The organism is Paenibacillus sp. MABNR03, assembly GCF_050455445.1.
GTDB lineage: Bacteria > Bacillota > Bacilli > Paenibacillales > Paenibacillaceae > Paenibacillus > Paenibacillus xylanilyticus.
The window spans coordinates 275,602-288,836 of sequence record NZ_JBCIYR010000003.1 but is presented as its reverse complement, the minus strand read 5'-3'; the positions used below and the strand labels follow the sequence as shown (position 1 = coordinate 288,836).

The window sequence follows — 13,235 nt, the reverse complement described above, 5'->3', positions numbered from 1 at the left end:
TAGGATATTCAAACTAATTTTCCTTTCATTTCATTACGAATTAGGCAAGGTATATGGACCTAAACTTCTCATGATACAGCAAAGAGCCCGCTTCCGCCGGCTCCCCATATCCTCTTATATAATTCTCCTTACAATCCCTTATGACAATGCCAGCATGGCATTCATGTCTTCCTCTGCAGTTGTAATCAACTTCAGTCCGAACAAATCCACTAATACATCCAATACACCAGATGATATAAACTCTGGCGGTTTGGGTCCGATACGAATGTCCTGAATGCCCAGGCTGAACAGCCCAAGCAGGATGGCTACAGCTTTCTGCTCAAACCACGACAACACAATGCTGACAGGCAGCTCATTCACCGTACATCCAAAAGCGTCAGCGAGAGCCAGTGCAATTTTTACGGTCGAACCAGAGTTGTTGCACTGGCCTAGATCGATATAACGTGGGATACCTGTGTCTCCGACCGTACCATAGTCCACATCATTGAAGCGGAACTTGCCGCAGGATGTAGTTAAAATCACTGTATCGTTAGGCAGGGAAGTCGCCAGTTCGCGATAGTAGTTTCCGCCTTTGCCCGGTGCATCACAGCCTGCAATGACGAAGAAACGACGGATATGTCCGTCTTTCACAGCCTGTATAATCTCTGGCGCCAGTCCAATGACAGTCTCATGGTGGTATCCGGTCGTTAATACCTGCTCAGACTGTACATCAGCCGCAGGCAACGACAATGCACGTTCAATGAGGGGCGAGAAATCATCGTCCATAATTTTGGCTACACCCTCCAGTCCGGCCACTTCGTACGAGAAGAATCGGTCGGCATATGTACCTTTGATGGGCATAACACAGTTTGTGGTCGCTAGAATGGCACCAGGGAATTGTTCAAACAATCGGCGCTGATCGTACCAGGCTTTACCGATATTACCTTTCAGATGAGCATATTTCTTGAGTGCCGGATAACCATGAGCAGGCAGCATCTCGGAATGAGTATACACATTGATGCCCTTCCCTTCTGTCTGGCTAAGCAGCTCTTCCAGTGCATACAAATTGTGTCCAGTCACTACAATGCATTGTCCCTCAATCTGGTTCTGTGTGACGGTGATGGGCTCTGGAATACCAAATCTCTCCGTGTGTGCCCGGTCCAGCACATCCATGATTCGGATCGCAGCGTTTCCCACTTGCATAGCCATATCCAGATGTTCCTGAACATTAAAATTGGAATTGGTCAATGTCATGTACAGGGCTTCATGTGTAATTCGATCCACTTCCGGATCATGATATCCAAGCTGCCGTGCATGTGTCGCATAAGCGGCTATGCCTTTTAACGCAAAAATCATGGTATCCTGCAGACTGGCCACGGTTTCATTTTTACCACAGACCCCGACAACGGTACACCCGCCACTTGGTGTCTGTTCACACTGATAACAAAACATATCCATTCCTCCCACACCTGTTTCTGAATGATTCGCTGGTAATAGCGTAACAAACCCTCGGGAGACCAAGTGTGATGACGGACACAGTTCTATCATTTCACATTTTATTTTAAAATTCACAAACCATATGAACCTCTAATCTTCACTTCAGAACAATCTGATGTGTCAGACTCGCTGGCGTAGTCCATAAACATTTCAGTGATGCGTATTATTTCTGTGCATTACTAAAAATAATAAAATTAAAAATGAGGCATATCTAAGCTCCTTATGAAAAATACTGTGAACAACAAAAATATGGATATGAAACGATTCTATATTTTGCCCGTAAGGGTAATACACAGAAGAAATCCATTTAATCAAGGAGCTGGTCAATTGCAACACTATAGACACAGTGCAGAGGAGACACTTCAAGAGTTGGATAGTTCTGCGAAGGGACTCACTGCCTCCGAAGCTGCAAAAAGACTTGAGACAGAAGGATATAACGAGTTAAAAGGAAAAAATGCAACACCTGTTTGGAAGCTGTTTCTCGAAAACTTTAAAGATCCCATGGTCATCGTGCTGCTCATTGCAGCAGGTGTACAGGTTGTACTAGGACATCTGATTGAATCACTAATCATCTTTTTGGTCATCCTGTTGAATGCCGTGATCAGTGTCGTACAAACCAAAAAAGCGGAAAGCTCACTCGACGCCCTAAGGCAGATGTCTGCGCCTGAAGCCAAAGTGATCCGTGATGGCGAGAAAAAGACCATTCCGGCCAGGGAGCTTGTTCCCGGCGATATCGTTTTATTGGATGCGGGGGATTACGTGCCGGCAGACGGTCGCATTTTGGAATCCGGAAGCCTGAGAATCAATGAAGGCATGCTCACCGGGGAATCCGAAGCAGCGGAAAAACATGCGGATGCCATTCCGGAGGAAGCTCCCATCGGTGACCGGCGCAATATGGCCTTCAGCGGCTCACTGGTTGTATATGGGCGGGGCACTCTAGTAATTACCGGCACCGCGTTAAAAACCGAAATAGGCAAAATCGCCGAACTGATTGAAAATGCAGAAGCCAAAGAAACTCCGCTGCAGCGCAAATTGGAAGCCTTCAGCAAAAAACTGGGCTTCTTCATCCTGGGTCTGTCCATTCTTATTTTTGCCATTGAGGCAGGACGCGTCTGGTTAACGGAAGGCACCGACAACTTGGGTCCTTCGATCATCAATGCTCTGATGTTTGCCGTTGCTGTCGCGGTCGCCGCCATTCCTGAAGCCCTCTCCTCCATTGTGACGATTGTGCTGTCACTGGGAACGAATAAAATGGCCAAGCAGCATGCCATTATACGCCGTTTGCCTGCCGTGGAGGCACTCGGTTCTGCCAGCATTATCTGCACAGACAAAACAGGGACTCTTACTCAAAACAAGATGACGGTTGTGGATTATTATATCCCCCATGGCACCAAAGAGGAATTCCCCGACGACCCCGATCAGTGGTCTGAAGAGGAACGACGTTTGTTACATATTGCAGTGCTCTGCAATGATTCGAATATTAATCAGGAAGGCAAGGAACTGGGTGATCCCACCGAGGTCGCTCTCATTGCCTTCAGTAACCGTGTGAACAAGGACTATAACGAAATCCGGGACCAGTTCCCGCGGGAAGCGGAGCTTCCTTTTGACTCAGATCGGAAACTGATGAGTACGGTGCATACGTTTGAGGGACAGACAGCTTTGCTGACCAAAGGTGGCCCGGATGTGTTATTTAGCAGGTGTACTCATGTGTTCATGAACGGAGAGGTTCAGCCGCTTACACCTGAAATTCGTACACAATTTGAAGAGAAAAACGAAGCCTTTTCCAAGCGGGCCTTCCGCGTACTGGCGTATGCTTACAAAAGGTTTGATGACAAAAAACAGGTCACACCCGAGGACGAATATGATTTGATCCTCGTTGGACTGACAGCCATGATCGATCCGCCGCGTGAAGCTGTATACGGCTCCATTGAAGAGTCCATGAAGGCCGGCATTCGCACGATCATGATCACAGGGGATCACAAAACAACAGCCCAGGCAATTGGACGGGATATTGGACTTGCCGGACCTGATGACCTGGCCATTACCGGCGCCGAGCTGGATAAAATGTCGGATGAAGAGCTAGATCGACAGCTCGAACACATCTCGGTATATGCCCGGGTATCCCCTGAAAATAAAATCCGAATCGTGCGCGCATGGCAGCGCAAGGGTAAAATTGCAGCCATGACCGGAGACGGCGTCAATGACGCTCCTGCACTGAAGCAGGCCGACATCGGTGTAGCGATGGGCAGCGGAACAGACGTCGCCAAAGATGCGGCAGCCATGATTCTGACGGATGATAACTTTGTATCCATCGTTAACGCAGTCAGTGTGGGCCGTATGGTATTTGATAATATCAAAAAAGCCATAGCATACCTGTTTGCCGGTAACCTCGGGGCAATTATCGCCATTTTGTTTGCACTCGTCATCGGTTGGGTTAATCCGTTTACGGCATTACAGCTGCTCTTCATCAACTTGGTCAATGACTCCCTGCCTGCCATTGCACTAGGAACAGAAAAAGCTGAACCGGATGTTATGCGGCGCAAACCGCGTGATATCAATGAAGGGATCTTTGCCGGGGGTACCCTTCAAGCCGTCATTACACGTGGTGTACTGATTGGTGCGGCAGTTATTGTGTCTCAATATATCGGGCTTGGCATCTCTGAGGAAATGAGTGTAGCGATGGCCTTTACGACCCTGATTCTGGCACGGAGTCTGCAAACCTTTGCAGCGCGTTCCAACACTCAGACCATTTTCCAGGTAGGATTCACCACCAATAAATTGGTTCTTGGCTCGATCCTGGTTTGTCTCTGTCTCTACGGAATCACATTGATTCCGGGTGTGCGTGGGATCTTCGCCATTCCGGATACGTTTGGCTGGAACGAATTCCTGATTGCAGGAGGACTTGCTCTCCTCGCCGTCATTCTGATGGACGTCATCAAATGGATTCGCAACCGCGGCAAAACGGTCACTGCATCGTAAGAAGAAGATTCATATATTGGTGATTGGAAGTTGCTGTTTGGATTTATGCAAAATGCTCAACAAGGCGCCCCTAACACGGGTGCCTTTTGCTATAAGTATTGGTCTGTAACAGGACAATCGTCATTATTCTTTTCGATTCAGAGATCGATCAAATTTTATGACATTATTGCCATATATACAGATTGAGCGTAAAATGGTTTATTGATTTTCATTATAGCTCAACTGAATCCATAGACAGGAATGGTAACGTGAAAGATAAAATTGTAATGCCTCTCTGGACATGCTGTCTGTTCATTGTTGTAATGAACACCACCATGTTTAATGTATCCCTGCCCGTCATTATTAACGATCTCCACATTACATCTGATCTGGGCTCCTGGGTCATCTCAAGTTATTCGATCGGGTACGCCTTGTCGACCGTAATATTCAGCCGACTATCCGATCGGGTCCCGGTGCGCAAACTGCTGACGATTGGACTGCTGATTCTGGGCTTGTCTTCGTTACTCGGATTATTTGCGCATAGCTTTGCGATCCTGCTGCTGACACGCATTTTGCAATCTGCAGGTGCCGGGGTTATGGCCGGACTGGGTCTTGTCATCGCCAGCCGTTACATCCCGCTGGAACGGCGCGGAGCCGCCATTGCCCTGATTTCTTCAGGGAGTGCCATGGCTTTTGGTCTAGGCCCTATTGTCGGCGGAGTCATCAGCGAATACTGGGGATGGAATGGACTTTTTGCGATTACGGTGCTGGTTCTGTTTGCCCTGCCTGTATTGCTCTATTTTCTCCCGCGTGAAACGGCCAATCCAGACAACACCTTCGATATGATCGGTGCAGTGTTGACGGTTATTAATGCAATCACACTTCTGGTCGCAATTACCCAGCAGTCCTGGATCTGGTTCGCCATCGGTGTCCTATCTCTTGTGGTGCATATCTTGTATATCCGCAAAGCGAGCCTTCCATTTGTCAATCCGGAAGTGTTCCGAACGCCGGGGTATACCCGGTTAATTGTTATCGGCTTCTGTGTTCTGGTGGTCAATCTGGGCAATCTGTTCCTGATGCCGCTTGTTCTGGCCGATCTGTTCGGACGCTCTTCGCTCACGATTGGTTTGCTCATAGCCCCGGGAGCCATTGTCGCGGCCTTCTGCACCCGTTTCGTGGGGCGCTGGATTGACCGTTACGGCAATATGCGTTTTCTGATGATTGGACATGTGCTGCTTGCAGGTGTACTCACGCTGTTTATGCTGGGACTGAGTCAGTCTGCTCTGATCATTACCGCTGGCTATCTCTTTTTCTCACCTGCACTTTCAGCCTCCATAGCTTCACTGAATAACGAAACGTCACGCATCCTTCCCAAAGCGCAGATCGGATCGGGGATGGGCATGCTTCAGTTGATTCAGTTCTTCGGCGGTTCGATGTCCGTAGCCGTCTGTGGACTGCTGTTACACAGTATTCCGGGCGTCCCGGTAGAAGAAGCCTATCATGTTGTATATGGATGTCTGCTCCTGATTTGTCTGGTTTCGCTTGTTATCGTGGTTTGGCATAGCAAAACTTCCCATTCCGGGGCTGTACATGGTAGTGCGGCTAAGTAATGCTGCGCTTCCGAATCATCAATTAAACTAAAAAGAAAACATAAACAGCCTGCACACGGTGCAGGCTGTTTGTCGGCTTAAATAGTTCAATTTCCCAGTCTAATTCAAGTCATGGCATTCGCGTCTCATACTACCTTCCATCCAGTGCAGCCTTCCAGGCTTCCTCTACCGCGATAGGGGCCTTGCTGCTGCTCTCCCCTCCGCCTTCTTGCGTCCAAAGGGGTGGGTAATAGGCCAATACTTGTCCTCTTTGAATCTGCGTCAGCTCATCCTGCCATCCGTTCCAGCGAAAGGTCTGATAAAACTGCTCCAGATCGCCATTCGCCAGCCAGTTCATAAACCCCGAATAAGCAAGCTCCGTCGATTCCCATTCCAGTGTATCCGGTGCAAAATAGTATACCTCTCCAGTGCGACCAAACTTGCCTGTATCCAGTGCAAAAAATCCGCCTGCCACATCGTAGGCAACCACCATCATGCCCTCCAAAGCCTGTACGCAAGGCTTGTCACTCACACCATTCCAGCTGGTTAGACTCCCAAATACGCTCTCACCGCCTGAACCCAGCAGCGTAATCCATCCATGATCCAGAATGATGCCTTCTGTCTCATAGGCGACGGCTCCCAAATAGGATCGCGTACTCACTTGAAGGCGATAAAGCGTATCTTCCGCATCCTTCCGCTGTGCAGGAGCATACACGTATGTATTTTGTCCGCTGTCCAACAGCTCCTTTAATTCCTCCCAAGCGTGATTCTCCCGATCAACTAATTCTTCTGCAGATAATGTATGCAAAGTCCTTCTCCTTTCGGGATATGGATCCATCATCCATCCCTATCATCTCTTTTGTTTGTCCATTTAGGCCACCGTAACCCTTCACCACTTCACCGTTCCCGCTGTCCAGATCCGTGCTGATATCTGTTTCGTCCCCCATCAAACTACAACTCAATCTCATCCGTTCCCCTGCATAATTCAAGCAACGAACCTGCCACATGTGCGCAATCCTCATATCCCAGATTTCCGGAGTGAGCGACAAGAATCGGGTACTCCCCGTCTCGGGGTATCCCTCCATAGCACGTGCGAATTCTACCTTTCTATGAGCATATCATGGCTTATTTCACCATTCAAATCTGTTATAATCAAAACTTCACAGCTATTCATAAGGAGGAAACACTTTGCTTCGTTCAGTCTTATTTTGTTTTCTGGCTCTGACGCTGCTGGCAGCGGGTTGCCAGGGTCAGGCTTCATCCATTTCAAGTCCTGTTTCGACTGAGATATCTGATCATCAGGAAGTCTATTACATATCACCCGAGGGTGACGATACGAACAGCGGGACCATCCACTCCCCCTGGAAAACAATGCAGCATGCTGCAGATCAAGTTACACCAGGAAGTACCGTTTATTTACGGGAGGGTGTATATCACCAGAAACTCAAAATCACCCGGAACGGCCATTCTGCCGATAAGCCTACCGTCTTTTCCAGCTACCCCGGAGAAAAAGCTATTATCGATGGTACAGGTCTGTCCGTAAGTGGAATTGAAGGATTGATCGAAGTTGAGAATGCCAGCTATGTCACGATCCAACATTTCGAAATCCGCAACTTCACCACTACCATTGGAGACCAGGTACCCACAGGAATCTACGTGCATGGGGCAGGAGAACACATTCAAATCGCGGGTAACACCGTACACGCTATCGCGAACAATGTGCAGCTGGAAGAACCCCATTTAACCGGCAGGGATGCCCATGGCATTGCCGTTTATGGCACCGAACATCCCGCAGCATTGCGGGATATCCTGATCCAGGATAATGAATTGTATGATCTCGTGCTGGGTTCAAGCGAGTCACTCGCTGTAAACGGGAATGTCGATACCTTCTCCATACTGGATAATACAATCCATGATACGGACAACATCGGCATCGATCTGATTGGGTATGAAGGTACTTCTGAGGACGACACTTATGATCAGGCCCGCAATGGAATCGTACGGGGAAACGAGGTCTATGACATTTCTTCCAATCTTAATCCTTCCTATGGAACCAGCCTCCCGAACGGCAGTCATTCGGCTGGGGGCATCTATGTAGATGGAGGTACAGATCATGTCATTGAACAGAACCGGGTCTACCGCAATGATATAGGGATAGAAATCGCATCTGAACATGCGGGACGTTCAACAAGCAGCATTATACTGCAGGATAACCTAGTCTATCATAACAGGCTGACAGGCATTGCTATGGGAGGATATGACGAAGAACGAGGATCTACTGAAAATAGTACGATTATGTATAATACCCTATTTCAGAATGACACCCTGGATGCAGGCAATGGTCAGCTATACATGCAGGCCATGACGAAGAACAATACGTTTAAACACAATATTGTTGTATCCGGCAGCTCCGGCGTCCTGATCTACAATGAATACAATAGCAATTCAGGGAATGTAATTGACCAAAATGTGTACTACACCCCGATCTCAGAGGAAGATGCCCTGTGGGTCTGGAAAAACAAAGGATACTCCGGCTTCTCAGCCTACATCAAGGACTCTGGTAATGACGCTCAATCACAGTATGTGAACCCGGCCTTTATGGATGAGCCCGGCGAAGACTTCAACCTCCAGCCCGGATCGCCCGCAGAAGGATATGGCCACCTTGCACCCCGATAACATTAAAGAGTTCATATGAGACAACCAACCTTACATCCTAGAAAATAAGAGTCTGTGCTTAACTGCACAGGCTATTTAACTTTCTATGAGCAATACCTTAAGGAATACTCGGCCTCATATCGTTTCGTATAAGGATCGTAATCCAGCACATTATTTCTAAACAGCTTGTCATTCACGGCACCGAATCGTCCACCCCAGCCGCCGAAGGAAGGGTCTTCCATACTCCGCAGTTATCAATCAGGTAGAAGAAGCACGGGGAATCCCCCTCGGAGATAAAGTCGTATTTAGCATGTTCATGAAAGGATGTAAACACATTTAATTTTATTTTTTTCGGTATGCCTGAAGTAAGTCAACAACAGGGTGTAAGCTTTTCCCATTTTGATATATTATAATTCTTAGGATAACTGGATCACATACATAGGCATGACATTCACACCTTCTGGAGGAATTAAACCCATGCATAAACTGAACGCTGCCTTAGAGCGGTTTGTTGAACAGCAGGATTTGTACAATGAAGCTTACGGACTTTTCAAACAACATGATCTGCGCCCTCGCCAACAACCTTACCCACCCGAAGTGGACAAGCGGATACCACTCTCACCTGAGCTTCTGTATTTGTACACCCATTATGAGATGAGAGATGCAAATGCTGAAGGGACACTCAAAATGAAAAATGCGGCTGTGGAAATTGGCGATGCTGCCCTGTTATCCTTTGTTGCACCTGAACACCTGCACCGCCAGCAGCAGGGCTACCGCTGGATCGGCATGCATGAGCCATATGAGGAATCTCCCTCCTGGATAACAAGTCATGTTGTTATTGCGAATTTCAATGATGATCCATTGATCGTGGATACGAGCGCACCGAACTCACCCGTCTATGCTGCCTTTGAAGGTGGAGAACCCAAGTGTATCGCGGATTCGTTGTCCGACTTGTTCACTGCACTCGCCATCCTGATTGAAGCAGCTCGCACTTATGGCGGAGAAGTAAAGGATGAGGAAACCTATGAAACCAAGCCCGAATATGTGGAGCATGTCGAACCTTTATTGAATAATCTGCTGGGCGAGGTGCATATGAAACATTTATTCGAGTATTTATCCCTTCGTTAAACTGCTGAAATATAGAATATTAATGATCGGGAGATCGGTATGGAAATTGGATCGATGTGTAACATTCTAAATATAATTTACTTTTTGTAAACGGGGGGACGATCATGATTTATGTTGCTTTGCTTCGGGGCATTAATGTAGGCGGGAACAATAAAATTAATATGAAGCAGTTAAAAGAAACGTTCGAACAAGCTGGCATGCTGGATGTTGTGACTTACATTAATTCGGGCAACATCATATTTGCCGACCATCAGGAACGTCCCAATGCCAATGTTGAGATATCCCAGATGCTCGAACAAGCCATTGCCGCAGACTTCGGATTGCAGATCCGGGTTGTGGTGCGCAATATGGATGAAATGCAGACCGTGCTTCAGGCCCTGCCAGAGGAATGGACCAATGATGAGCAGGCAAAGAGTGATGTCATGTTTCTCTGGGATGAGGTGAACGACGTCTCGGTTCTGGACAAGCTGCCCCTCAAACCCGAAGTCGGTACATTGATTTACGTTACAGGAGCCATTTTATATTCGGTCAGCAGAGAAGATGCCACCAAAAGCGGAATGAACAAACTCGTGGGCTCCTCCATCTACAAATATATGACGGTTAGAAACGTCAATACGACCCGTCAGATCTATAAACTCATGCAGGCTGCGGCAGAGAGATCATAAAAGAATCCAATATGTAATAAATCCCCCATGGGATGGCATGGAGGAAATATCGGCCGGATGTCTGCTCCATGCTGGCTGCCGTGAGGGAAATCTATTTAAGACTGTACTTGCAATGATTAGTCAATCTGAATATGTCTGCGGGTATGATCATCTCCTGGGCGTTTTGGAATTTCAAGCTTCAGCACGCCGTCTTCCAATCTGGCCTTGATGTGCTCCTCATCAATCTGTTCCACATAGAAACGTCGAAGGAATGCACCTGATCGGCGCTCCTGCCGAATAATTCGATTGGAATCATCCTTCTGTTCATGGAATTCATTGCGTTTGGCACGGATGATCAATTCATTGCCCTGAACCTGAATATCGATATCCTGCTTGGCGATGCCTGGAAGCTCGGCCTCGATCAAGTACTTGTCGTCCTCCTCACGGATATCCGTCCGGAATGGCTGGCTGCCGGTTCCAAAGGGAGAAACCCATGAACTGTCAACCATATCATTGAAGGATTTCAGCATGTGTCCGAACAAGTCTTCATTTCGTTTACGAAACGGGATCAGATCAAACATAAACATCATCTCCTTATATGTGATTGATTTGTTGCTGCCTTACATGAATTATTATATTCCCCTTGTTGAAAATGCTCAAAATGCGTAAAAGCTGAAAACAGACGATTTTTTCTCACGAGAACTTGTTGTTCCAAAATAGATCCTATTTTCTTTTATTTTGACCTTTTTTGACCTTCTGACTTTTACTGACTATTGTTGTGTATGTTACCCTTCATATTGAAAACGATCCAAAAAACGCCTGATAATGAGATTGGAAGATTTACTCTCCCTCATAACCCAACCAATGGAAATGACACGCTGCACACCTTCAATCTCAAGGATGGAGAAGTCATGGTGCAGAACACTTCTGTCGTGTGTGAACGAGTATTCATGACCAATCGTCACAGCATCTAATTGGGCCAGAGCCGCATTAACAACTTCGGAATTATTCGTTCGAAACAATACATCCACCTCTCCCACCGCCTGTGAGAGTTCTCCCACAAACAGGTCCACAAGTTCATCATTAAATAACACAAGTGTCTCATTTTTCAACTCACGCATCGTGATCGATTTCCTGCCTGCCAAGCGATTGGTATGATTTACACATGCACGCATAACCCCTTCATCAATCGGAACAAAGCGGAGTCCTTCCAGATGCTGCTCCATATCATCTCTGTACAAGGCGATTAGACCGAGATCAACTTGTTTGTGACGTACATCTTTGATAATATTGCGCGCAGCACTTTCGGATAGCTCAAATTTCAGATCCGGATACCGTTTTTTCATACTCGCGATGGTAGGTATAATGCCCGGGACTCCTCCAGGTATGGCAGACAATCGCAGCTCTCCATGGATCGATTCCCCGATATACTGGGCATCCTCCTTGATGGTTTGCACCGTATCCACGACAGATCTCATTTTGTCCAAAATGGGCTTGGCGTGTTCCAGAAGATATGCACCATTACGGGAACGGCTGAATAACTGCATGCCCAGCTCATGCTCCAGACGAGTTATCGCCTGACTGATGGTGGATTGCGTAACCGACAAGGCCAAAGCAGCGATTGTGATTGATTTTGTCTTTTCAACTTCAAGCACATACATCATTTGTTCCAGATTCATAGAAAACCTCTACCCTCTTACATTAATTTAATTTAAGCCAAGTGTATTTTTCTTAAATATACATGAACCATAAAATTAAGTATACTTTGAATTGAAGATGAATGTAAGCGAAACCATTATTCTTATAAGACGAAGGAGTGTTACATATGAATACATTTGAAAATCGATTTGCAGGTAAAGTGGCGATTGTTACAGGTGCAGCATCCGGTATCGGTTATGCCATTGCGAGACGACTTGTCCAAGAAGGGGCTTCTGTACTTGCCGCTGATTTGAATATGGAGCGTCTGGAAATCATCCAGGGCGAACTCGGGGAACGTTTTATCGGCGTTAAAGCCAATGTGACCGTTGAAAATGATGTGGAAGAAATGGTCGGTGCGGCAGTCAAACAATTCGGAAAACTCGATCTGGCCTTTAATGTGGCAGGAGCCTCACGTGCAGGCGTAATCACTGAACTCTCCGAGAAAGATTGGAACTTTACCGTGGATTTGTGTATGAAAGGTGTCTTCCTGAGCATGAAACATGAAGCCATTGAGATAGCTAAACATGGTGGCGGAGCCATTGTAAACGTGGCTTCCCTCAACTCTCAGGTACCCATGTATGCCGGATCGGCCTATGCCTCTGCCAAAGCTGGCGTCGAAATGCTCACCAAGAACGGAGCACTTGAAATGGCTCGTAACGGTATCCGCGTGAATGCCATTCTTCCCGGCCTCATCGATACCCCGCTAACTGCCGAACTGCTCTCCAATGCAGATATCAAAGAAGCCTATATGGAGCGGATTCCAATGAAGCGCGCGGCACAGCCGGAAGAAATGACGGGACCTGCCCTGTTCCTCGCAAGTGAGGATGCAGGATATGTGTCCGGTTCCAGCCTGATCGTGGATGGGGCTTGGGCAACCACCGGTTATCCGGACCTGAGCCGTTGGTTCTAATCCAGAGTAACGTTCCGTATTGCTACGGAACCATTACACAGCATAGCCTATTGACAGAGCATATCTCTGCCATAGGCTTTTTTTTTTGCATTGGAGCTTGGATGACCCACATGTTTTACACAAACGCCCTACTTCGCTTACTTCAGCTTAACAATTCAGCCCTATACTGAAACAATT

The 13,235-nt window shown here is 47.2% G+C and carries 11 protein-coding genes and 1 pseudogene; 6 read left to right on the top strand and 6 right to left on the bottom strand.

The features are described from left to right. Positions 1–138 precede the first annotated feature (138 nt). Positions 139–1,431 carry a hydroxylamine reductase gene (gene hcp, locus AAIH57_RS16545; protein WP_430022417.1) on the bottom strand — a complete coding sequence of 431 codons (1,293 nt, stop codon included), beginning with the start codon at positions 1,429–1,431 and terminating at the stop codon, positions 139–141. Positions 1,432–1,803: 372 nt separating this feature from the next. Here hcp and AAIH57_RS16540 point away from each other — a divergent pair, with 372 nt between their 5' ends. Together AAIH57_RS16540 and AAIH57_RS16535 are read left to right on the top strand one after the other, a co-directional pair. After that, on the top strand, positions 1,804–4,455 hold the full coding sequence (locus tag AAIH57_RS16540) for a cation-translocating P-type ATPase (protein WP_175397377.1): 2,652 nt from the start codon (positions 1,804–1,806) through the stop codon (positions 4,453–4,455). 248 nt (positions 4,456–4,703) lie between these two features. Then, entirely contained in the window at positions 4,704–6,044 is a 1,341-nt protein-coding gene (locus AAIH57_RS16535; protein ID WP_430022416.1) for an MFS transporter, read from the top strand. A gap of 130 nt (positions 6,045–6,174) precedes the next feature. Here the strand turns inward: AAIH57_RS16535 and AAIH57_RS16530 are convergent, their stop codons facing one another. Together AAIH57_RS16530 and AAIH57_RS16525 are read right to left on the bottom strand one after the other, a co-directional pair. Then, positions 6,175–6,831 (bottom strand): DUF2625 family protein, encoded by a 657-nt coding sequence (locus AAIH57_RS16530; protein ID WP_430022415.1) that lies wholly within the window; start codon positions 6,829–6,831, stop codon positions 6,175–6,177. Beyond that, positions 6,800–6,985 carry a hypothetical protein gene (locus tag AAIH57_RS16525; RefSeq protein ID WP_430022414.1) on the bottom strand — a complete coding sequence of 62 codons (186 nt, stop codon included), beginning with the start codon at positions 6,983–6,985 and terminating at the stop codon, positions 6,800–6,802. Before AAIH57_RS16525 ends, AAIH57_RS16530 begins: the two co-directional genes overlap by 32 nt. Positions 6,986–7,211: 226 nt before the next feature. Between AAIH57_RS16525 and AAIH57_RS16520 the strand changes: the two genes are divergently transcribed. Then, a complete protein-coding gene (locus AAIH57_RS16520) occupies positions 7,212–8,699 on the top strand; it encodes a DUF5123 domain-containing protein (RefSeq protein WP_430022413.1) in 1,488 nt (495 codons plus the stop codon). Positions 8,700–8,797: 98 nt separating this feature from the next. Here the strand turns inward: AAIH57_RS16520 and AAIH57_RS16515 are convergent. Then, positions 8,798–8,994: pseudogene (locus AAIH57_RS16515) on the bottom strand (nucleoside hydrolase-like domain-containing protein); the annotation flags it as partial. Between the two features lie 161 nt (positions 8,995–9,155). On the opposite strand from AAIH57_RS16515, the gene AAIH57_RS16510 reads away from it, so the two are divergent. Then, entirely contained in the window at positions 9,156–9,806 is a 651-nt protein-coding gene (locus AAIH57_RS16510; protein WP_175397373.1) for a hypothetical protein, read from the top strand. Between the two features lie 104 nt (positions 9,807–9,910). Next, on the top strand, positions 9,911–10,471 hold the full coding sequence (locus AAIH57_RS16505; protein WP_175397372.1) for a DUF1697 domain-containing protein: 561 nt from the start codon (positions 9,911–9,913) through the stop codon (positions 10,469–10,471). 116 nt (positions 10,472–10,587) lie between these two features. Here the strand turns inward: AAIH57_RS16505 and AAIH57_RS16500 are convergent, their stop codons facing one another. Then, positions 10,588–11,031: an Hsp20/alpha crystallin family protein gene (locus tag AAIH57_RS16500; RefSeq protein WP_430022412.1), complete on the bottom strand. Its 444-nt coding sequence runs from the start codon at positions 11,029–11,031 to the stop codon at positions 10,588–10,590. A gap of 204 nt (positions 11,032–11,235) precedes the next feature. Then, complete coding sequence (locus AAIH57_RS16495; protein WP_430022411.1) at positions 11,236–12,129, bottom strand: LysR family transcriptional regulator; 894 nt, start codon at positions 12,127–12,129, stop codon at positions 11,236–11,238. A 146-nt stretch (positions 12,130–12,275) separates the two neighbouring features. Between AAIH57_RS16495 and AAIH57_RS16490 the strand changes: the two genes are divergently transcribed. Next, positions 12,276–13,058, top strand: coding sequence for an SDR family NAD(P)-dependent oxidoreductase (locus AAIH57_RS16490; protein ID WP_430022410.1), 783 nt, complete (start codon positions 12,276–12,278; stop codon positions 13,056–13,058). Positions 13,059–13,235: the final 177 nt, after the last annotated feature.

Bases quoted from the DNA above. Each gene is read 5' to 3' on its own strand.
- AAIH57_RS16510 (WP_175397373.1), top strand. From the start codon at position 9,156: ATGCATAAACTGAACGCTGCCTTAGAGCGGTTTGTTGAACAGCAGGAT.
- AAIH57_RS16500 (WP_430022412.1), bottom strand. From the start codon at position 11,031: ATGTTTGATCTGATCCCGTTTCGTAAACGAAATGAAGACTTGTTCGGA.
- AAIH57_RS16495 (WP_430022411.1), bottom strand. From the start codon at position 12,129: ATGAATCTGGAACAAATGATGTATGTGCTTGAAGTTGAAAAGACAAAA.
- AAIH57_RS16490 (WP_430022410.1), top strand. From the start codon at position 12,276: ATGAATACATTTGAAAATCGATTTGCAGGTAAAGTGGCGATTGTTACA.
- hcp (WP_430022417.1), bottom strand. From the start codon at position 1,431: ATGTTTTGTTATCAGTGTGAACAGACACCAAGTGGCGGGTGTACCGTT.
- AAIH57_RS16505 (WP_175397372.1), top strand. From the start codon at position 9,911: ATGATTTATGTTGCTTTGCTTCGGGGCATTAATGTAGGCGGGAACAAT.